This is a genomic window from Streptomyces sp. Rer75 (assembly GCF_013414305.1).
GTDB classification, from domain to species: domain Bacteria; phylum Actinomycetota; class Actinomycetes; order Streptomycetales; family Streptomycetaceae; genus Streptomyces; species Streptomyces himastatinicus.
Genome location: NZ_CP058693.1, coordinates 8,109,939 through 8,130,250, shown reverse-complemented (window position 1 = coordinate 8,130,250; position 20,312 = coordinate 8,109,939). Strand labels below are relative to the sequence as shown.

18 protein-coding genes are annotated in these 20,312 nt (G+C 70.7%); 3 read left to right on the top strand and 15 right to left on the bottom strand.

The window, feature by feature from the left end; translation table 11 throughout:
• Position 1: 1 nt before the first annotated feature.
• From secD to pgsA, 12 genes are all read right to left on the bottom strand, one after another.
• Positions 2 to 1,783: a protein translocase subunit SecD gene (gene secD, locus HYQ63_RS35055; RefSeq protein WP_179937760.1), complete on the bottom strand. Its 1,782-nt coding sequence runs from the start codon at positions 1,781 to 1,783 to the stop codon at positions 2 to 4.
• Positions 1,784 to 1,931: 148 nt separating this feature from the next.
• Positions 1,932 to 2,456, bottom strand: coding sequence for a preprotein translocase subunit YajC (yajC, locus tag HYQ63_RS35050; RefSeq protein WP_179937759.1), 525 nt, complete (start codon positions 2,454 to 2,456; stop codon positions 1,932 to 1,934).
• A gap of 205 nt (positions 2,457 to 2,661) precedes the next feature.
• The gene (gene ruvB, locus HYQ63_RS35045) at positions 2,662 to 3,765 is read right to left on the bottom strand and encodes a Holliday junction branch migration DNA helicase RuvB (RefSeq protein WP_123107902.1); all 1,104 of its coding nucleotides are present in this window, start codon (positions 3,763 to 3,765) and stop codon (positions 2,662 to 2,664) included.
• Between the two features lie 68 nt (positions 3,766 to 3,833).
• The gene (ruvA, locus tag HYQ63_RS35040) at positions 3,834 to 4,454 is read right to left on the bottom strand and encodes a Holliday junction branch migration protein RuvA (protein ID WP_179937758.1); all 621 of its coding nucleotides are present in this window, start codon (positions 4,452 to 4,454) and stop codon (positions 3,834 to 3,836) included.
• Positions 4,451 to 5,011: a crossover junction endodeoxyribonuclease RuvC gene (gene ruvC, locus HYQ63_RS35035; RefSeq protein ID WP_179937757.1), complete on the bottom strand. Its 561-nt coding sequence runs from the start codon at positions 5,009 to 5,011 to the stop codon at positions 4,451 to 4,453. Before ruvC ends, ruvA begins: the two co-directional genes overlap by 4 nt.
• Positions 5,012 to 5,177: 166 nt before the next feature.
• Entirely contained in the window at positions 5,178 to 5,930 is a 753-nt protein-coding gene (locus tag HYQ63_RS35030; RefSeq protein ID WP_179937756.1) for a YebC/PmpR family DNA-binding transcriptional regulator, read from the bottom strand.
• 64 nt (positions 5,931 to 5,994) lie between these two features.
• Positions 5,995 to 6,597 (bottom strand): pyridoxal 5'-phosphate synthase glutaminase subunit PdxT, encoded by a 603-nt coding sequence (gene pdxT, locus HYQ63_RS35025; protein ID WP_179937755.1) that lies wholly within the window; start codon positions 6,595 to 6,597, stop codon positions 5,995 to 5,997.
• 91 nt (positions 6,598 to 6,688) lie between these two features.
• A complete protein-coding gene (pdxS, locus tag HYQ63_RS35020; RefSeq protein WP_009713658.1) occupies positions 6,689 to 7,621 on the bottom strand; it encodes a pyridoxal 5'-phosphate synthase lyase subunit PdxS in 933 nt (310 codons plus the stop codon).
• A 175-nt stretch (positions 7,622 to 7,796) separates the two neighbouring features.
• Positions 7,797 to 8,339, bottom strand: a complete 543-nt coding sequence (locus HYQ63_RS35015) for a hypothetical protein (RefSeq protein ID WP_009713659.1) — start codon at positions 8,337 to 8,339, stop codon at positions 7,797 to 7,799.
• A gap of 39 nt (positions 8,340 to 8,378) precedes the next feature.
• A complete protein-coding gene (locus HYQ63_RS35010; RefSeq protein WP_179937754.1) occupies positions 8,379 to 9,539 on the bottom strand; it encodes a glycosyltransferase family 4 protein in 1,161 nt (386 codons plus the stop codon).
• On the bottom strand, positions 9,536 to 10,528 hold the full coding sequence (locus tag HYQ63_RS35005) for a phosphatidylinositol mannoside acyltransferase (RefSeq protein ID WP_179937753.1): 993 nt from the start codon (positions 10,526 to 10,528) through the stop codon (positions 9,536 to 9,538). The genes HYQ63_RS35010 and HYQ63_RS35005 overlap by 4 nt, the downstream gene beginning before the upstream one ends.
• The gene (gene pgsA / locus HYQ63_RS35000) at positions 10,525 to 11,193 is read right to left on the bottom strand and encodes a phosphatidylinositol phosphate synthase (RefSeq protein WP_179937752.1); all 669 of its coding nucleotides are present in this window, start codon (positions 11,191 to 11,193) and stop codon (positions 10,525 to 10,527) included. The genes HYQ63_RS35005 and pgsA overlap by 4 nt, the downstream gene beginning before the upstream one ends.
• A gap of 205 nt (positions 11,194 to 11,398) precedes the next feature.
• On the opposite strand from pgsA, the gene HYQ63_RS34995 reads away from it, so the two are divergent.
• Together HYQ63_RS34995 and HYQ63_RS34990 are read left to right on the top strand one after the other, a co-directional pair.
• Positions 11,399 to 13,609 carry an elongation factor G-like protein EF-G2 gene (locus HYQ63_RS34995; RefSeq protein WP_179937751.1) on the top strand — a complete coding sequence of 737 codons (2,211 nt, stop codon included), beginning with the start codon at positions 11,399 to 11,401 and terminating at the stop codon, positions 13,607 to 13,609.
• 55 nt (positions 13,610 to 13,664) lie between these two features.
• A complete protein-coding gene (locus HYQ63_RS34990; protein WP_179935202.1) occupies positions 13,665 to 14,558 on the top strand; it encodes an IS982 family transposase in 894 nt (297 codons plus the stop codon).
• 22 nt (positions 14,559 to 14,580) lie between these two features.
• Here the strand turns inward: HYQ63_RS34990 and HYQ63_RS34985 are convergent, their stop codons facing one another.
• Positions 14,581 to 15,534, bottom strand: a complete 954-nt coding sequence (locus tag HYQ63_RS34985) for an IS481 family transposase (RefSeq protein WP_179937750.1) — start codon at positions 15,532 to 15,534, stop codon at positions 14,581 to 14,583.
• Positions 15,535 to 15,996: 462 nt separating this feature from the next.
• On the opposite strand from HYQ63_RS34985, the gene HYQ63_RS34980 reads away from it, so the two are divergent.
• Entirely contained in the window at positions 15,997 to 17,652 is a 1,656-nt protein-coding gene (locus tag HYQ63_RS34980; RefSeq protein ID WP_179937749.1) for a hypothetical protein, read from the top strand.
• Between the two features lie 48 nt (positions 17,653 to 17,700).
• On the opposite strand, the gene HYQ63_RS34975 is transcribed toward HYQ63_RS34980, so the two are convergent.
• Together HYQ63_RS34975 and thrS are read right to left on the bottom strand one after the other, a co-directional pair.
• Positions 17,701 to 18,261 carry an HIT domain-containing protein gene (locus HYQ63_RS34975; RefSeq protein WP_179937748.1) on the bottom strand — a complete coding sequence of 187 codons (561 nt, stop codon included), beginning with the start codon at positions 18,259 to 18,261 and terminating at the stop codon, positions 17,701 to 17,703.
• Positions 18,262 to 18,330: 69 nt separating this feature from the next.
• The gene (gene thrS / locus HYQ63_RS34970; RefSeq protein WP_179937747.1) at positions 18,331 to 20,310 is read right to left on the bottom strand and encodes a threonine--tRNA ligase; all 1,980 of its coding nucleotides are present in this window, start codon (positions 20,308 to 20,310) and stop codon (positions 18,331 to 18,333) included.
• Between the last annotated feature and the right edge of the window lie 2 nt (positions 20,311 to 20,312).

The window sequence follows — 20,312 nt, the reverse complement described above, 5'->3', positions numbered from 1 at the left end:
CTCACGCCTCCTTCGTGTCGGCGGGGCCGGGGGCGGCGGGACGACGGCGGCGCAGCGGTGGTTTGGCCCCGAGGCGCTTGGGATCCAGACCGGACCACGGATGGCCGTTCCCGAAGAACGGGCGGCGGGCGAGGATGGTCATCAGCGGCTTGGTGAACAGGAACACCACGACGACGTCGAGCAGCGTGGTCAGCCCCAGGGTGAACGCGAAGCCCTTCACCTTGCCGACGGTCACGATGAAGAGCACCGCGGCGGCGAGGAACGACACGAAGTCGGAGACCAGGATGGTGCGCCGGGCCCGGGGCCAGCCGCGCTCGACGGCCGGGCGCAGCGAGCGGCCCTCCCGGATCTCGTCACGGATCCGCTCGAAGTAGACGATGAACGAGTCGGCGGTGATACCGATCGCCACGATCGCACCGCAGACGGCAGGCAAGTTCAGCGCGAAGCCGATGCCCGGGCCGAGCAGCACCATGATCGTGTACGTCAGTATGGCGGAGGCCGCGAGGGACGCCATGGCCACCAGCGACAGTCCGCGGTAGTAGACGACCAGGTAGATCACCACGAGGGCGAGGCCGATGGCACCGGCGATCAGACCGGCCTGGAGCTGCTCGCCGCCGAGGGCCGCGGAGACGGTGGTCTCGTCCGCGATGTCGAAGGACAGCGGCAGCGCACCGAAGGACAGCACGTTGGCCAGGTCCGCGGAGCTCTGCTGGGTGAAGCCGCCGGAGATGGTGGCCCGGCCGCCGGTGATGGCGCCCTGGGTGACCTCGGGGTCGGAGACGACCTCGCCGTCCAGGACGATCGCGAAGCGGTTCTGCGGGGACTGCTGCTTGGTCAGCTCGCCGGTCACCTTGGCGAACTTCTTGGCGCCCTTGTTGTTGAAGTCGAGCTGCACGATCCAGCCCGAGGCGTTCTGGCTCTCGAAGACGGACGAGGCGTCGTCGACGTCGGTGCCCTCGACCTCGGAGGGGGCCAGGACGAACTTGGAGTCGCCCTTCTGGCTACAGGCCAGAATCGGCTCGGTCGGCTTGCTGTTGGCCGCCTTCTCGGCCGCCGCGGCACGCCCCGCCGGCTTGGTGCAGTCCAGCGCCGCGAAGTCCTTGGCCAGCTTCTCCTGGTCGTCCTGGCTGGGCTGGCTGGGGGCGTCCGAGGGCTTGCCCGTCTCGCCGCTCTCGGGGGTCTTGGACGGGGTGGGGGTCGGCGCCGCCTTGTCGGCCTTCAGCGCCTCGGGCACGGCACGGCCCTGGGTGGTGGAGGTCGGGGTGGGCGAGCCCTTGGGCTTCTCGCTGCCGCTCTGGCCGCCCTTGTCCGACGTGCCCTTCGGCGCGCTCGCGGAGGGCGACGGGGTGGTGCTGGGCTGCTTGGTCTTGCCGCCGGACGTGGTGGTCATCACCGGCCGGAAGTACAGCTGGGCGGTGGTGCCGACCTGCTGCCGGGCCTGCTTCGCGTTCGTCCCCTTGGGGATGTTCACGATGATGTGCTTGTCGCCCTGCGTCTGGACCTCGGCCTCGGACACACCCAGACCGTTGACCCGCCGCTCGATGATGCCGACGGCGGTGTTCATGTTGGCCGTGTTGATCGCGTTGGGCTTGCCCGGCTGGTTCTTGGCCTCCAGCGTGAAGCTGGTGCCGCCCGCCAGATCGATGCCCAGCCGCGGTGTGGTGTGACCGGAGAGGAACATCCCCCCGATGAGCGCCACCATGGCGATCACGATCACGGCCAGCGCGCGCCCGGGCCTGCCCTGTGACCCGGGGGACCTGCGGCCCTTCTTCGGTGCTGCCACCTTGTCGTATCTCCCTGTCCAACCGCCCCGCAGCGGATGCGCGCGGGGCGGCCACGAAGTCTTGTGGGGGTGTGCCCCCGCCGGAGCCTAGAGCGTCCATGAATCACGGCGCGCCGAGCGGTGGCACGCCGTGGTTCACACATCAGGACTACTTCGCGTCGGCGCCGCCGTCCCGCTTTTCGTCCTCGGGCGCGTCGGCCGCGTCGGCGTCGTTCTTACCGAGGTCGATCTTCTTGGCGTCGGCCTTCTCGCCCTCCGGCTCACCGGCCGCCTTCGCCGCGTCGGCGGAGTCGGCGCCGCCCGCGGGCGTGGTGGTCAGCGAGGAGGCGTCGTCGGGGACGACAGGGGTGTCGGCGCCGTCGACGGCCTCGTCAGCGCTGTCATCGGGGTCGATCCCGTGGACGATGTGGTTGTACTCGGCGTCGGAGAGGACGGCGCCGATCGCGTTCTTCGCGTAGATCGCGTGAACGGCGGGGGCCACCTCGAGGAGGACCGTGTCGTCGTGGACCTCCTTGACCGTCGCGTACATGCCACCGATGGTCCGCACGCCGGTACCCGGTTGCATGGTGTCGCGCATCTGTGCGGCCTGGCGCTGCTTGTTCTTGGCCGACCGAGTCATCAGGAACATGGCCCCGATGAGCACGATGAACGGCAGGAGAGTCACGATATTCACGGGACGGAGATCCTTCACACGACCGCTGGGGCGCGGCCTGGTCTACGGGGGTGGGTATGCCGTACGGAAGAACGGACGGCATACGGACGGCATCGGCGGAGTCTAAGCGAGCCCGCACCTATGGAACAACGCCCGGCGTGGCACCCGGGTTCCTGACCCCGCCATTATTCGCTCTTCACGCCACGAAGCCGGAGAATACGCGCCTTCACGCCTCGAACAGGCCGCTCTGGCCGCCCCCGGTGCCGCGCTGCGGCGGGGTGAGGCCCAGGTGCTCCCAGGCCGCGGGGGTCCCGATCCGGCCCCGGGGCGTACGGGCCAGCAGGCCCTCGCGCACCAGGAACGGCTCGGCGACCTCCTCCACCGTCTCACGCTCCTCCCCCACCGCGACCGCCAGGGTCGACAGGCCCACCGGGCCGCCGCCGAACAGCTTGAGCAGGGCGCTGAGCACCGCCCGGTCCAGCCGGTCAAGACCCCGGCCGTCCACGTCGTAGACCGCCAGGGCGCTCGCGGCGATCTCCCGGGTGATGACGCCGTCCGCCTTGACCTGGGCGTAGTCCCGCACCCGGCGCAGCAGCCGGTTGGCGATACGGGGCGTGCCGCGGGAGCGCCCGGCGATCTCGGCCGCGCCCTCGGGCTCTATGGTCACCTCCAGGAGCCGGGCGGAGCGGTGGATCACGCGCTCCAGCTCGGCGGGGGCGTAGAACTCCATGTGCCCGGTGAAGCCGAATCGGTCGCGCAGCGGGGGCGGCAGCAGCCCGGCCCGGGTGGTCGCGCCCACCAGGGTGAACGGCGGCAGCTCCAGCGGGATGGCGGTGGCCCCGGGCCCCTTGCCGACGATGACGTCGACGCGGAAGTCCTCCATCGCCATGTACAGCATCTCCTCGGCGGGCCGGGACATGCGGTGGATCTCGTCCAGGAACAGCACCTCGCCCTCGGTGAGCGAGGAGAGGATCGCGGCGAGGTCGCCCGCGTGCTGGATGGCCGGGCCGGAGGTGATGCGGATCGGGGCGCCCATCTCGGCCGCGATGATCATCGAGAGGGTGGTCTTGCCGAGCCCGGGCGCACCGGAGAGCAGCACGTGGTCGGCGGTGCCGCCGCGCTGCCGGGCCGCCTTGAGGACCAGGTCCAGCTGCTCACGGACCCGCTCCTGGCCGACGAACTCCCCCAGGTCCTTGGGGCGGAGGGCGGCCTCCACCGCCTGGTCGTCCCCGTCGGCGTCGGCGCCCACCAGCCGACTGCCCGCGCCGCCGGGGAGGGCGCCGGACAGGGCGTCGTCGGCGTCGGCCGGTGCGGTCTCGTCCCAGTTCACTGCGTTTCGCCTCGCGAGGTCTCATCGAGCCGGTCCGGCCGGGCGCGGCACTGCGCGCCGGCGGCCGGTCAGCGGGTGCGGTTCAGGGTCTGGAGGGCGGCCCGCAACAGCTGCGCCACCTGCGGCGCGCCGCCCTCGGCGAGGGCCGCCTCGGCCTGCGGGGTGACGGCGGACACCGCCTCGTCGGCCTCCCGGGTGGCGTAGCCGAGGCCGACCAGGGCGGTGTGCAGCTGATCGCTCCAGCCCGCGGCCGCGGGCGGTCGGGCGGCGGGCACCGTGGTGCCGACCGGCTCGCCGAGCCGGTCCTTCAGCTCCAGCAGCAGCTTCTGCGCCCCCTTCTTGCCGATGCCGGGGACGGCGGTGAGCGCCTTCTCGTCACCGGTGGAGACGGCGAGCCGCAGCGCGTCCGGCGCGTGCACGGCCAGCATGGCCTGGGCGAGCCGGGGGCCGACCCCGCTGGCGGTCTGGAGCAGCTCGAAGACCTGGCGCTCGTCGTCGTCCGCGAAGCCGTAGAGCGTCAGGGAGTCCTCACGGACCACGAGCGAGGTGGCCAGCCGGGCCGCCTCGCCGACCCGCAGCCCGGACAGGGTGCCCGGGGTGCACTGGAGCGCCATCCCGACACCGCCGACCTCGATGACGGCGGTGTTCGGGGCGAGGGCCGCGACCGGACCGGAGACGAACGCGATCATGTAATACGGCCTTTCGTGGAACGCGGAGAGCGCGGGGCGCGCGGGGTGCGGTGGGCGGCGACGGCCTGCTGGAGCCGGTTGGTCGCGGGGGCGCGCCAGATGTGGCAGATGGCGAGCGCCAGGGCGTCGGCGGCGTCGGCCGGTTTGGGCGGGGCGTCCAGCCGCAGCAGCCGGGTGACCATCGCGCCGACCTGCGCCTTCTCGGCGCGCCCCGAGCCGGTGACGGCCGCCTTGACCTCGCTGGGGGTGTGCAGCGCGACCGGCAGCCCGCGGCGCGCCGCGCAGAGCATGGCGACGGCGCTGGCCTGGGCGGTGCCCATGACGGTCTGCACGTTGTGCTGGCTGAACACCCGCTCCACCGCGACGAATTCGGGCTGGTGCGCGTCCAGCCACTCCTCGATGCCGCGCTCGACGAGGACGAGGCGGTCGCCGATCTCGGCGTCCGCCGGGGTCCGTATGACGCCGACGCCCACCATCCGCAGCGGGCGGCCCGCGACCCCGTCGACGACGCCGATGCCGCACCGGGTCAGCCCCGGGTCCACACCGAGCACCCGCACCGCGCCCCTCCCCTCATCGCGCTTCGGTCATCTGTTCCTGCATCTGCTCCCGCAGGCTAGCGGCTGCCACCGACAACGCCGTCCGACAACGCCGACGGGCCGGTGGGGTGTGTCCCCGCCGACCCGCCCGCCATGCGTGTGCTGATGCGCCCTCAGGCGATGTGTCTCAGGCGTCGACCTTGGCCATGACGTCGTCGGAGACGTCGAAGTTGGCGAAGACGTTCTGCACGTCGTCGCTGTCCTCGAGCGCGTCGATCAGCTTGAAGATCTTGCGCGCGCCTTCCTCCTCCAGCTCCACCTGCATGGTGGGCACGAAGTTGGTGTCGGCCGAGTCGTAGTCGATGCCCTCCTGCTGGAGCGCGGTGCGGACCGCGACCAGGTCGGTGGCCTCGCTGAGGACCTCGAAGGACTCGCCGAGGTCGTTGACCTCCTCGGCGCCCGCGTCGAGCACCGCGGCCAGCACGTCGTCCTCGGTCAGCTCGCCCTTGGGGACGATGACGACGCCCTTGCGGTTGAACAGGTAGGCCACGGAGCCCGGGTCGGCCATCGAGCCCCCGTTGCGGGTCATGGCCACGCGGACGTCGGAGGCGGCGCGGTTGCGGTTGTCGGTCAGGCACTCGATGAGCACCGCGACACCGTTGGGGCCGTAGCCCTCGTACATGATCGTCTCGTACTCGGCGCCGCCCGCCTCAAGACCGGCACCGCGCTTGACCGCGCTGTCGATGTTCTTGTTCGGAACCGACTGCTTCTTGGCCTTCTGGATGGCGTCGAAGAGCGTCGGGTTGCCCTCGATGTCGGCACCGCCCATCCGGGCCGCGACCTCGATGTTCTTGATCAGCTTCGCGAAGAGCTTGCCGCGCTTGGCATCGATCACGGCCTTCTTGTGCTTCGTCGTAGCCCATTTAGAGTGGCCGGACATCCGCCTGTCTCCTTCGCGTTACCCAATGCTGTACGAACGCCTGCGATCCTACCGGGATCGCCGCTCAGCGTGCGGCCCCCACCATGTCGACGAACAGGGCGTGCACCCGGTGGTCGCCGGTCAGCTCCGGGTGGAACGACGTCGCCAGGACATTGCCCTGCCGGACCGCCACCGTGTGACCGTCGTACGTCGCCAGCACCTCGGCGCCGGCGCCCACCGACTCGACCCACGGCGCGCGGATGAAGACGCCCTCCACCGGGCCGCCGTCGATGCCCTTGATGTCGACCGCGGCCTCGAAGGACTCGTTCTGGCGGCCGAAGGCGTTGCGGCGCACGATCATGTCGATGCCGCCCAGGGTCTCCTGGTCGTCCCGGCCGTCGAGGATCTTGTCCGCGACCATGATCATACCGGCGCAAGTGCCGTACACCGGCAGGCCCGCCCGGATGCGCTCGCGCAGCGGCTCCAGCAGCCCGAAGATCACCGCGAGCTTGGACATGGTGGTGGACTCGCCGCCGGGGATCACCAGACCCTCGACCTCGGCCAGCTCCTCGGGGCGGCGCACCGGCCGGGCCTGGGCGCCGGCCGCGGCGAGCGCCGCAAGATGCTCACGGACGTCGCCCTGGAGGGCGAGCACGCCGACGAGGGGGGTCTCGGACGTCTCGGACACGGTACGGGGACCTCTCGAATGTCAGGGGATACGCGTCGGTGGACGGCCCGCGGGCGGCGCGGGCCGTCCACCGGACGCGTCGATGCTGTGGTTACCAGCCGCGGTTGGCGTACCGCTCGGCCTCGGGGAGGGTGTCGCAGTTGATGCCGACCATGGCCTCGCCCAGGTCGCGGGACGCGTCCGCGATGACCTTCGGGTCGTCGTAGAAGGTGGTCGCCTTCACGATCGCCGCGGCGCGCTTCGCCGGGTCGCCGGACTTGAAGATGCCCGAGCCCACGAAGACGCCCTCCGCGCCCAGCTGACGCATCAGCGCGGCGTCGGCCGGGGTGGCGACACCACCGGCGGAGAACAGCACGACCGGCAGCTTGCCGGTCTGCGCGATCTCCGCGACCAGCTCGTACGGGGCGCGCAGCTCCTTGGCCGCGGCGTACAGCTCGTGGTTGTCCAGGCCGCGCAGCCGGGCGATCTCGCCCTTGATCTGGCGCAGGTGACGGACCGCCTCGACGACGTTGCCGGTGCCGGCCTCGCCCTTGGAACGGATCATCGCCGCGCCCTCGGCGATCCGGCGCAGCGCCTCGCCCAGGTTGGTGGCACCGCACACGAAGGGGGTGGTGAAGGACCACTTGTCGCTGTGGTTGACCTCGTCGGCCGGGGTCAGCACCTCGGACTCGTCGATGTAGTCGACGCCCAGGGACTGGAGCACCTGCGCCTCGACGAAGTGGCCGATCCGGGACTTCGCCATGACCGGGATGGAGACCGCGCTGATGATGCCGTCGATCATGTCCGGGTCGGACATCCGGGCCACGCCGCCGTCCTTGCGGATGTCGGCCGGAACCCGCTCCAGCGCCATGACCGCGACGGCACCGGCGTCCTCGGCGATCTTGGCTTCCTCCGGCGTGACGACGTCCATGATCACGCCGCCCTTGAGCTGCTCGGCCATGCCGCGCTTGACGCGGGCGGTGCCGGTCGCGGGAGCCGCCGGATTCTCTGCGGACGGGGACGTGCTGGCGGACGTGGTGGACACGGTTTGACCTCACTCGATAGTGAAAAGTGCGATGAACCCATCGTAGGGCCGTTCGATACCTGTTCATGACCCGGCCATCCGGCTCGGGTCATGGACGTGTGTGGTACACGCATCAACCAAACCCGCTCGGGACGGGCCCCGGCAAGGGCCAATCGAAGGCCGGTGGCTCGAAGGTTCAGTGCGCCGCGCGCGCCACCAGGGCCGCCGGAGGCTCGTCGTCCATCTCGAACGCCAGCGGGAACGGGGCATGGCCCGCCAGCCGGAACCAGCGCACCTTGCGGTGGCGGCGCAGCGCCCGCGCCGCCCGCACCGCGTCGTTGTGGAACCGCCGCGCCATCGGCACCCGGCGCACCGCCTCCGCCAGCTCCTCCAGCGCCGCCTCACCGCCCGGCGCCTCCCGCACCGCCTCGACCTGCGCGGGCTCCTCGAAGACGGCCCGCAGCGCCTGGCTCAGCTCGCTCTCGGCGACCTCACGGTGCTCCTCCTCGGCCTGCCGGGCGGCGTGCGCGGCCTGGTAGAGCACCATCGACGAGGCGGGGTCGAGCACTCCGGCGGTGCCCAGCTCCTGGGTGATGGAAGCGCGGCGCAGCAGCTGCGCGTCCAACGCCGCCCGCGCCGCGTCCAGACGGCTGTGCAGCCGGTCCAGACGCCCCGCGGTCCAGCTCAGATAGACGGCGACGACCACCAGCGCGACCGCGACCCAGATCAGTGTGCTCACGCCGCGCCACGCTACCGTCTGCCGCTCGCGGGATCGGTCCTAGTCCCGGGTCAGACCCAGGCGGGTCAGGAGGCCGACGCGGTCGTCGGCGTCGACCGAGGACGTACCGTCCGTCACCGTCTCGTAGACCGCCAGGACGTCCGCCCCCACGGTCGACCAGTCGAAGCGCCGCACATGGCGGCTGCCCCGCTCCCGCAGCTCGGCGAGCCGGTCCGGGTCGCCCAGCAGCCGTACCGCGGCGGCCGCCAGCGCGTCCGCGTCCCCGCCCGCGAACAGCTCACCGGCCGCTCCCCCGTCCAGGACCTGGGCGAAGGCGTCCAGGTCGCTCGCGAGGACCGGTGCGCCCGCCGACATGGCCTCGACCAGGATGATGCCGAAGCTCTCGCCGCCCGTGTTGGGCGCGATGTACACGTCCACGCTGCGCAGGAAGCGCGCCTTGTCCTCGTCGCTGACCATCCCCAGGAACTCGACCCGGTCCCGCAGCTCCTCGGGCAGGCCCGCGACCGCCTCCTTCTCGTCGCCGCGCCCGGCGACCAGCAGCCGGGTCCGGGGCCGCTCGGCGAGGATCTTCGGCAGGGCGCGCATCAGCACCGGCAGCCCCTTGCGGGGCTCGTCGATGCGGCCGATGAACCCGATCGTGTCACCCTGCCACTCCTCCTTCGGCTCGGCGTCGGCGAAGAAGCCCACGTCGACGCCGTTGGGGATGACGACGGCGTCGCCGCCCAGATGCTCGACCAGGGTCCGCCGCGCGTACTCGCTGACCGCGATCCGCGCGCTGATCTTCTCCAGCGCGGGCTGGAGGATCGGATACGCGGCGATCATGGCCCGCGAGCGGGGGTTGGAGGTGTGGAAGGTGGCGACGATCGGCCCCTGCGCCGCCCAGCAGGCGAGCAGCCCGAGGGAGGGCGAGGTGGGCTCGTGGATGTGGATGACGTCGAACGCGCCGTCGTGCAGCCAGCGCCGCACCCGGGCGGCGGACAGGAAGCCGAAGTTGAGCCGGGCGACGGATCCGTTGTACGGCACCGGGACCGCGCGCCCCGCGGAGACGACGTAGGGCGGCAGCGGCGTCTCGTCGTCCGCGGGGGCGAGGACGGAGACCTCATGGCCGCGCCGGGTGAGGTGCTCCGCCAGGTCGCGGATGTGGAACTGCACTCCGCCCGGGACGTCCCAGGAGTAGGGGCAGACGATCCCGATCCTCACGCCTTCTCCCTTCCGGGACCCTGATCCCGGTTTCCGGAATCTTGATCCCGGTCTGCGGAATCTTGATCCGGGTCTCCGGAACCCTGCCCCGGGCCGCCAGGGCCCCGGTCCAGGTCGGCGAGCCACAGCCGCTGGAGCATGTGCCAGTCCTCCGGGTGTTCGGCGATCCCCTCGGCGAAGGCGTCGGCGACCTGCTGGGCCATGACGGCGGTCCGCTCCTCCCGGGTGCCGCTCTCCGGCACCTCCACGGGCGGGTAGACCCTCCCCCGCATGACCGGGGACTCGTCGTACCAGAGCGTGACCGGCAGCAGCAGCGCGCCGGTCTGCGCCGCGAGCCGCGCCGGGCCCGCGGGCATCTTCGCGGTCTCGCCGAAGAACGACACCTCCACCCCGGAGGCGGACAGGTCCCGGTCGGCCACCAGACAGACCAGCCCGCCCGCCCGCAGCCGCCGTGCCAGCGTCCCGAACGCGCTGCCGCCCTGGTGCGGCAGCACCTCCATGCCCAGCCCCTTGCGGTAGGCGACGAAGCGGTCGTACAGCGACTCCGGCTTCAGCCGCTCCGCGACCGTGGTGAACGGCACCCCCAGCTTGGTGGTGACCCAGGCCCCGGCGAGGTCGTAGTTGCCCATGTGGGGCAGGGCGGCGACCACCCCGCGGCCACTGGCCAGCCCGTCGACCAGGTAGTGCGCGTCCTTGATCTCCACGCCACCGCGGATGCGCTCCGCGCTCCACGTCGGAAGCCGGAAGGACTCCATCCAGTAGCGCATGTACGACCGCATGCCCGCCCGGGACAGCTCGGCCAGCCGCCGCGGCGAGGCCTCGGGGACGACGCGCGCGAGATTGGCCTCCAGCCGCCGTACGCCCTTGCCGCGCCGCTTCCACGCCTGGTCGGCGATGCGCTGCCCCAGCGCCACGGCGACCGGCTCGGGGAGCTTCTTGACCGTGCTCCAGCCGAGCCCGTAGAGCGCGTCGGTCAGCCTGTCCTTCACCGCGTCTCGCCCCCCTGGGGTACCGCGCGCTCCGTGGCGTCCGCCTCGGCGGCCTCCCGGCGCACGGTGACCACGCGCTGTACGAGGGTCACGGCACTGCCGACGGCGACGATCCACAGCGCGATCGGAAGCAGGATCTCGATGTGCGGCACACCGAACATGTGCAGGCCGGAGAGGCCGCAGGCGACCAGCGAGATCACCAGCCGCTCGGCGCGCTCCACCAGCCCGTTGACGTTCACCGGCAGCCCGATGCTCTCGCCGCGCGCCTTGGTGTACGAGACCACCTGGCCACTGGCGAGACAGAAGATCGTCACCGCACACAACACATTGTCGTCGCCCCCGCCCGCGTACCACAACGCCAGACCGCCGAAGATCGCCCCGTCGGCGACCCGGTCCAGCGTCGAGTCGAGGAACGCGCCCCAGCGGCTGGAGCGGCCCAGCTGCCGCGCCATATTGCCGTCGATCAGGTCCGAGAAGACGAAGAGCGTGATGACGACGGTGCCCCAGAAGAACTCGCCCCGGGGGTAGAAGACCAGCGCACCCGCGATCACACCACCGGTTCCGGTGAGCGTCACCGCGTCCGGGCTGACGCCGAGGCGGATGAGCAGGGCGGCGAACGGTGTGAGAACACGCGTGAAGAAAGCACGCGCGTACTTGTTCAGCATGGCCTTCCCGGTGGTCGATACGGGCCGGATGGCCAAGAGGCCACCGGCGGGCCCATCGTAGCCAGGCGCCACCGGGCCGCCGCGCACCTGTCGGACCGCTCCCACGCCCCTCCCGCGGGATGCCCGGATGTGCGACGTATGGACGCACCGTGACCTCGGTGGAAAGCTCGAAGTATCGCAAGGTGTCGACCTGGAGGCGAGACACATGGGCGAGAAGACGAACACACACCCAGGGGCCGCCGGAAGGGCAGCGGCGGCCGACCGGCCCAGCTCCCTGCGGAATGTGGTGCTGGTCGGCCACAGCGGGTCCGGGAAGACGACGCTGGTGGAGGCCCTCGCGCTGGCGACCGGCGCGATCAACAGGGCCGGTCGGGTCGAGGACGGCGGATGCCTCTCCGACTACGACGAGATCGAGCACCGGCAGCAGCGCTCGGTGCAGCTGTCCCTGGTCCCCGTCGAATGGGGCGGGATGAAGATCAATCTCCTCGATACCCCAGGTTATGCCGACTTCGTCGGGGAGCTGAGGGCCGGTCTGCGAGCAGCAGACGCGGCCCTCTTCGTCGTTTCGGCGGCCCAGGACGCCGTGGGCATAGCGGGCGCCACCCGCATGGTGTGGGAGGAGTGCGCGGCGGTCGGGATGCCGCGCGCCATCGTGATCACGCACCTGGAGGCGGCCCGCGCCAGCTTCGAGGAAATGACCGAGATCTGTCGCCGGACCTTCGGCGGCGACGACCCCGACGCCGTCCTGCCGCTGTACCTGCCGCTGCGCGGCGAACCGGCCCCGGACGGGCACGCCCCGGTGACCGGGCTGATCGGCCTGCTCTCCCAGCAGGTCTACGACTACTCCTCGGGCGTACGGACCGAGACCCCGCCCACCGACGGCCAGGTACCGCTGGTCGCGGAGGCCCGCGACCGGCTCATCGAGGGGATCATCGCCGAGAGCGAGGACGAGACCCTCATGGACCGCTATCTGGGCGGCGAGGAGATCGACATCAAGACGCTGATCGACGACCTGGAGAAGGCCGTCGCCCGCGGCAGCTTCCACCCCGTGCTGGCCGCCGCGCCCGCCGCGGGCGGCTCCCGGCAGGGCCTGGGCACCACCGAGCTGCTGGAGCTGATCACCCGCGGCTTCCCGACCCCGCTGGAGCGCGAGGCACCCGCGGTCACCACCCCGCAGGGCGCCGCCTGCCCGGCGCTGACCTGCGACCCGGACGGCCCGCTGGCCGCCGAGGTCGTCAAGACCTCCTCCGATCCGTATGTCGGCCGGATCTCGCTGGTCCGGGTCTTCTCCGGGACGCTGCGCCCGGATGAGACGGTGCATGTCTCGGGGCACGGCCTGGAGGACCGCGGCCACGAGGACCATGACGTCGACGAGCGTGTGGGCGCCCTGTCCACGCCGTTCGGCAAGCAGCAGCGCATGCTGTCCCAGGCCATCGCGGGCGATCTGGCGTGCGTCGCCAAACTGACCCGCGCCGAGACCGGGGACACGCTTTCGGCCAAGGACCGGCCGCTGCTCATGGAGCCCTGGCAGATGCCCGACCCGCTGCTGCCCGTCGCCATCGAGGCGCACAGCAAGGCGGACGAGGACAAGCTGTCGCTGGGCCTGTCGCGGCTGGTGGCCGAGGACCCGACGATGCGGCTGGAGCAGAACCCGGACACCCACCAGGTGGTGCTGTGGTGCCTGGGCGAGGCCCATATGGACGTCGCGCTGGAGCGGCTGCGCGCCCGGTACGGGGTGCAGGTGGACGCGGTGCCGTACAAGGTCGCGCTGCGCGAGACGTTCGGCAGCAAGGCCGCCGGACGCGGGCGGCACGTCAAGCAGTCCGGCGGGCACGGCCAGTACGCGATCTGCGAGATCGAGGTGGAGCCGCTGCCGGGCGGCTCGGGCATCGAGTTCGTGGACAAGGTCGTCGGCGGCGCGGTGCCCCGGCAGTTCATCCCGTCCGTCGAGAAGGGCGTACGGGCCCAGGCGGCGCGCGGCGTCTCCACCGGAAACCCGTTGGTCGACGTGCGGATCACGCTGCTCGACGGCAAGGCGCACTCGGTGGATTCCTCCGACGCCGCGTTCCAGACGGCGGGTGCGCTCGCGCTGCGCGAGGCGGCCGCCGACTGCTCGATCGAGCTGCTGGAGCCGGTGGTCAAGGTCGGCGTCCTGATCTCCGACGACTATGTCGGCGCCGTCATGAGTGACCTGTCAGGGCGGCGCGGCCGGGTCGTCGGCACCGAACAGTCGGGCGGCGGCCGAACCCTGATCCAGGCGGAGGTCCCGGAGATCGAGATCGGCCGGTACGCGGTCGACCTGCGGTCGCTGTCGCACGGCACCGGGCGGTTCAGCCGCTCCTACGCCCGGCACGAGCCGATGCCGCCGCAGGTCGCCGAGCGGGTACGCGGCGAACGGGCCGGGGCCGGGGCCTAGACGAGTAAGTCCGAAGTCTCCGGGCGCATGAAGCGAGGGTCTCGTTGGTTCGTTTGTGACGACAAACCTCGAGACCCTCGCGACAGCACTGTACGTGAAGATCGATGACGCTCTGGCAGGAACGCGGCGATGGGGCCGCCCACCCAGACTGACGGACGCCGAGCTGTTGACCCTCGCGGTCATGCAGGCCCTGCTCGGCTTCGTCTCCGAAGCCCGATGGCTGCGCTTCGCACGCGCCCACCTGGCCGCCGAGTTTCCCTACCTGCCCGGACAGTCCGGCTACAACAAGCGCCTGCGAGCCGGGAACACGCTGATCAGCACATTCATCCGCACACTCGCCCGCGACAGCGACCTGTGGCACGACGACGTGTGGATCGTGGACTCCACACCGGTGGAGTGCGCCCGCTCACGGCCCACCGTGAAGCGTTCCGACCTGGCCGGCTGGGCCGGGTACGGCTACTGCCCCTCCCACTCCCGGTTCTTCTGGGGCCTGCGGCTCCACCTTGTGTGCACGCCCGGCGGCCTGCCGATCGCCTGGGCCCTGGCCAACCCCAAAATCGACGAACGCGAGGTGCTGGCCGACATGCTCACCGGCGACCAAGACCTGCTGGCCACACACCCCGGGCAGACGATCATCGGTGACAAGGGCTACGTGTCCAAGCACCTCGACGCTTTCCTGGCCGAGCACGGCCTGACCCTCCTGCGGCCCAGCTACCGCTCCCACAAGCCGCGGCCCGGCGAATACCTGCTCAAGCCCATCCGCCAGCTCATCGAGTCGGTGAACGACACCCTCAAGGGCCAGCTCGACCTCGAGCGCCACGGAGCGAGAACCCCCGCCGGCGTCCTCGCCCGTGTCGGACAACGGATCCTGGCCATGACGGCCGCGATCTGGCACAACCGCGCCACAGGCCGATCCATCACCCGATCACTGATCGCCTACGACCACTGACCAAGCCTTCGGACTTACTCGTCTAGGTGTGTTGTCCGGAGAGGTTGGTGATGCGGCTGGCTGGGGTGTGGCCGCTGATTCCGGTGTGGGGTCGGTGGAAGTTGTACCAGTCCAGCCAGTCGGGAAACGCGGCCTGCCGTTCGGCTTCTGATGTGTAGGGCCGCTGGTAGGCCCATTCATCGAGCAGGGTGCGGTGGAAGCGTTCGACCTTCCCGTTCGTCTGCGGGCGCCAGGGGCGGGTCCAGCGGGGGCTGATGCCCAGGTCACGGCAGGTCTGCCGCCAGGTGTTCTTACTGTAGGCCCAGGCGTTGTCGGTCAGCACCCGCTCGACGGTCACGCCGCGTGCGGCGAACCAGGCGGCAGCTCGTCGTAGGAAGGCCGCGCAGGTGGCCGCCTTCTCGTCGGACAGGTTCTCGGTGTAGGCCAGGCGGGAGTGGTCATCCAGCGCGGTGTGCAGGAAGGCATAACCGGTCCCGCTCTTGTTCTTGCGGCCGGCCACGCGGCCCAGGACTTTGTGACCGCCGCCGTCGGGGATGCGGCCGAGCTTCTTGACGTCGATGTGGACCAGCTCGCCGGGGCGGGAGCGTTCGTAGCGGCGGACGGGTTCGCCGGTGGCCCGGTCCAGCGCGGCCAGCGGCGGCAGGCCGTGGCGTTGAAGGATGCGGTGAGCGGTGGAGGCGGCGACGCCAGAACGGGCGGCCAGCCGCAGCGGGCCGATCCGGTGTTCACGGCGCATCCGCAGCACCCGCTCCTCCACACAGGCGGGCGTCCGGCGGGGTGAGTGATGGGGGCGGCTGGAACGGTCCTGCAGACCCGCTGCCCCGTGGCGGCGGTAGCGTCCGGCCCAGCGGGCTGCGGTGGTATGGCTGACCTGAAACCGTTCGGCGGCCTGGCGCAGCGGCCAGCCGTCCTCGACGACACAGCGGGCCAGACGCAGCCTGCCGGTCGGAGTCAGCGGGGCGTTACGGTGGATCAACGAGGGCCTCCTGCGTGCCGGTGGTAGATGTCGCAATCCACACCGAAACCAGAAGGCCCTCGCCTCGTTCAAGCACCACTCACGGCGAGTCGCCCGTCACCAACGTCCCCGGACAGCACACCTAGGTCCTGTCCGGCGGATCTTCGTGGATCAGGCCGCGGCGTCTGGTGCCGTGCATCGCAAGGCGGAGGATCGTCCTCGTACCGGGCGTACTCGGACGACTCCGACAACGCAGCGAGGTGCGGTGCCAGGCGTCGCGGCCCCGCGGAGATCCGCCGGACAGGGCCTGGTTCACGGGCCGTCGTACGCCGTCCGCCCCAACTCGGTCGGGGCGGACGGCGGTCGGCGCGCGCCCGTGAGCGGGGAAGTTATCCACAGGCCACCACGCCCTGGCGACAGGCGGTACGCACCCCCGATACGCTGAGGTCGCAGCGCAAGCAGCGTGCGGTATTGGGGGCGTTGGTGACGGACGGATTCGATTTCAGTCCCGGGGCACAGGTGCCCCTGTCCGGGTCTGCGGGAGAGACGGCGGCGACACAGGCGCTCGCCTCCGCCGCCTATCGTGACGACCCGGTGGCGAAGCTGCTGGAGGCCAACTCCGAGTGGACGGTCTCGGAGGTGAAGGCGCCCAAGATCTCGCTGTTCGAGCCGAACCTGGGCGAGGCGTTCTCGCGCGCCGTGCAGCTGCGCATGCTCGGCGGCGGCCGCAACCAGGTGATCCAGTCCTTCGGCACCGAACCCCAGACGATCGTCGAGCACTGCCTGGCCGCCAACCGGATCCGCAAGGTCCGGGACGCCCGCCTCACCGTCGTCATGGTGATCTTCGGGCTGCTGTTCCTCCCCGGGGCGCTGCTGTGGCTCGGCGCCTTCCAGCTGCGCCGCTCGGTGGCCGGCGCCCAGGACAAGCGGATGGGAGCGCTGGGCACCGCCCTGATGGCGGCGCTCGGCATCTTCGTCCTCATCTTCCTGATCAAGCTGCCGTTCAACGGCTTCTGGGGCATATATCTGCGGGGCGTGGTGGTCGCGCCGGTGATCGGCTGGTTCATCGCCAAGCAGATCTGCGAGCGCACCGCCAAGGAGCTGCGGGACTACTGGGGCGGGCTGGTCTCGGGCACCGGAGTCGGCGCCAAGGTCCCCGAGACCGTGCCCAACCACCCGGGCCAGACCTCCGCCGAGGTGCTGCGCAAGTCACTGCACAAGCTCACCGCCGAGCAGTACAGCAACGTGGTCTTCTACGCCGGCGCCAAGGGCATACTCGGCATGGGCACCCGCTGGGGCAGCTGGCAGCTCGCCGAGGACCTGGTGTCGGCCGACCCCGACAAGGAGATCGACCCCTTCCGCAGCTGGGACGTCATACGGGCGATCCACGACCAGCTGCGCATGCTGGAACGCACCCCGCTGCACACCGGCGGCTTCACCGCCCCGCCCCAGGTGCGCCACTGGGTGGTCTCCGCCATCACCGAGGGCGCCAAGTCGGTCGAGCGCGGCGGCACTTCCGAGGAGGAAGGCTTCCAGATAAAGGGCGTCGAGCTCCAGCGGATCTGCGATCAGCAGCAGTTCGGCGCCGGTGACCGGCACTACCTGGGCGTGCAGTTCGTGCTGTGGGACGGCCAGTTGGTGATCACACTCATGATCACGGTGACGCTGCTGCACAAGACGCTGCGGATCGAGGTCACCGGGCATGCGCTGGGCCCGGTGCACCCGCTGTTCTTCGGCAAGCCCTCGGCGCCCTCGAAGACGGTCGCCAAGACCTTCCGGTTCTGGGAGACCAAGTCGGTCCCGCTGCCGCTCGTGAAGCCCCAGGAGGTGGTGCGGCTCGCCGCGCGCGCCCCCTTCACCTGGTACCCGCCGATCCTCGACCACCTCGGCGGCAAGCTCGTGCTGCCGGAGCCGTTCGGGCTGCGCCACGCCTGGGCCGACAAGCCCTGGCGGCACCGGTTCATGGCGGACGACGCGCTGCGGACGGCGGCCCCCGTGCTGCGGGTGGTCCACGAGGCGGCGATCGGCGTGCTCAAGCACCACGGTGTGGACACCGAGCGCTTCGGCAGCCGCTCGCTGGCCCTCAGCGGCCAGGTCCAGGACGCCTCCCCGAAGAAGGCCGACCTGTACGACGCGTAAGTCGTGGGGCCCGGCGGCGGTGCCGCCGGGCCCATGGCCAGGGGTGCGCTACCGCTTCGGCCAAGCCTCGGCGAGCAACCGGCGGGTGTCGGCCAGCAGTTGCGGCAGCACCTTGGTGTTGCCGATGACCGGCATGAAGTTGCTGTCGCCGCCCCAGCGGGGCACCACGTGCTGGTGCAGATGGGCCGCGATCCCGGCCCCGGCGACGGTGCCCTGGTTGAGCCCGATGTTGAAACCGTGCGCGCCCGAGGCGGTGCGCAGCGTGGTCATGGCGGTCTTGGTGAACTCCGCCAGCTCGATCGTTTCCTCGGAGTCCAGTTCGGTGTAGTCGGCGAGGTGCCGGAACGGGACGATCATGAGGTGACCGCCGGTGTACGGGTACAGATTGAGCACGGCGTAGACGCGCTCACCCCGGGCGATGATCAAGCCGTCCTCGTCGGACTTGTCCGGGATGGAGCAGAACGGACAGCCATCGCCCGCCCCCGGGCCGCTGGGCTTGTTCTCGCCCTGGATGTACGCCATCCGGTGGGGCGTCCACAGGCGCTGGAACGCGTCCGGCGTTCCCACTCCGATCTGCTGTTCCGGCTCACTCGTCATGCGGGCCAGCATATTCGTCCCCGGCGGCCGGGGATGCCCCGAGGGGCGGCCCCGGCACGGGACCGCCCCTCGGGGTTCGGGTCACACCTGGACCCGGCGCTCCACGACGTCGATGATCTCGGCGATCGCCTCATCGACCGGGATGCCGTTCTTCTGCGAGCCGTCGCGGTAGCGGAAGCTGACCGCCCCGGCCGCCACGTCGTCGTCACCGGCGATGACCATGAACGGCACCTTGGACTTCTGGGCGTTCCTGATCTTCTTCTGCATCCGGTCGGACGACGAGTCGACCTCCACCCGCAGGCCCTTCGCCCGCGCCTGGGCGGCGAACTCCTCCAGGTACGGCACATGGCCGTCGCCGATCGGGATGCCCACCGCCTGGACGGGGGCGAGCCAGGCCGGGAAGGCGCCCGCGTAGTGCTCCAGCAGGACCGCGAAGAAGCGCTCGATCGACCCGAACAGCGCCCGGTGGATCATGACGGGCTGCTGGCGCGAGCCGTCCGCGGCCGTGTACTCCAGGTTGAACCTGGCGGGCTGATTGAAGTCGACCTGGATGGTCGACATCTGCCAGGTGCGGCCGATGGCGTCCTTCGCCTGGACCGAGATCTTCGGGCCGTAGAAGGCCGCGCCGCCCGGGTCCATGACCAGTTCCAGGCCCTGCTTCTCGGCGGCCTTGCGCAGCTCCTCGGTGGCCTCTTCCCACTGGTCGTCGCTGCCCATGAACTTGTCGGAGTCGTCGCGGGTGGACAGCTCCAGGTAGAAGTCGTTCAGACCGTAGTCGCGGAGCAGGTCCAGCACGAAGGTGAGCAGATTGTCCAGCTCATCGGCCATCTGCTCCTTGGTGCAGTAGATGTGCGAGTCGTCCTGGGTGAAGCCCCGGGCCCTGGTCAGGCCGTGGACGACGCCGGACTTCTCGTACCGGTAGACCGTGCCGAACTCGAACAGCCGCAGCGGCAGCTCTCGGTACGACCGCCCGCGCGCCCTGAAGATCAGGTTGTGCATCGGGCAGTTCATGGCCTTGAGGTAGTAGTCCTGGCCCTCGAACTCCATGGGCGGGAACATGCCGTCCATGTAGTGCGGCAGGTGGCCGGAGGTCTCGAAGAGCTTGGCCTTGGTGATGTGCGGGGTGTTGACAAACTCGTACCCCGACTCCTCGTGCCGCTTCCGCGAGTACTCCTCCATCTCCTTACGGATCACGCCACCGCGCGGGTGGAAGACCGCCAGGCCCGAGCCCAGCTCGTCCGGGAAGGAGAACAGGTCCAGCTCGGCGCCCAGCTTGCGGTGGTCGCGCTTCTCGGCCTCCGCCAGGAACTCCAGGTACGCCTTCAGCTCGTCCTTGGTCGGCCAGGCGGTGCCGTAGATCCGCTGGAGCTGCGGGTTCTTCTCGCTGCCGCGCCAGTACGCGGCGGCGCTGCGCATCAGCTTGAAGGCCGGGATGGTGCGGGTGGTCGGCAGGTGCGGACCGCGGCACAGATCGCGCCAGCACAGCTCGCCGGACTTCGCGTCGAGGTTGTCGTAGATGGTCAGCTCGCCCGCGCCGACCTCGGCGGACGCGCCCTCGGCGGCGTCTGCGGCCGACCCCTTGAGGCCGATCAGCTCCAGCTTGTACGGCTCGGCGGCCAGCTCCTCGCGGGCGGCCTCGTCGGAGACCGCACGGCGCGAGAACTTCTGGCCCCTCTTCTGGATCTCCTGCATGCGCTTCTCGATGCGCTTGAGATCCTCCGGCTGGAAGGGGGTCTCGACGTCGAAGTCGTAGTAGAAGCCGTCCTTGATCGGCGGGCCGATGCCGAGCTTGGCCTCCGGGAACAGCTCCTGCACGGCCTGCGCCATCACATGCGCGGTCGAGTGGCGCAGGATGTCCAGACCGTCCTGGCTGGTGATCTCCACCGGCTCGATCTCTTCGCCGTCGGCGGGCTCGTACGCCAGGTCCTTCAGCTGCCCGGCCACGCGCGCGGCGACGATCGAGCGGTCGCCGGCGAAGAGGTCCGCCGCCGTAGTGCCCGTCGTCACCACGCGCTCTTCCCGCTCGGAATCGCGTTGGATGATCACACGGACGTCTGACACCG

What these genes read in the sequence shown, in the direction of transcription:
- ruvA (WP_179937758.1), bottom strand. Translation starts at nt 4,454, where the DNA reads ATGATCGCGTTCGTCTCCGGTCCGGTCGCGGCCCTCGCCCCGAACACC.
- HYQ63_RS34995 (WP_179937751.1), top strand. Translation starts at nt 11,399, where the DNA reads ATGGGCGAGAAGACGAACACACACCCAGGGGCCGCCGGAAGGGCAGCG.
- pgsA (WP_179937752.1), bottom strand. Translation starts at nt 11,193, where the DNA reads ATGCTGAACAAGTACGCGCGTGCTTTCTTCACGCGTGTTCTCACACCG.
- HYQ63_RS34975 (WP_179937748.1), bottom strand. Translation starts at nt 18,261, where the DNA reads ATGCTGGCCCGCATGACGAGTGAGCCGGAACAGCAGATCGGAGTGGGA.
- HYQ63_RS35030 (WP_179937756.1), bottom strand. Translation starts at nt 5,930, where the DNA reads ATGTCCGGCCACTCTAAATGGGCTACGACGAAGCACAAGAAGGCCGTG.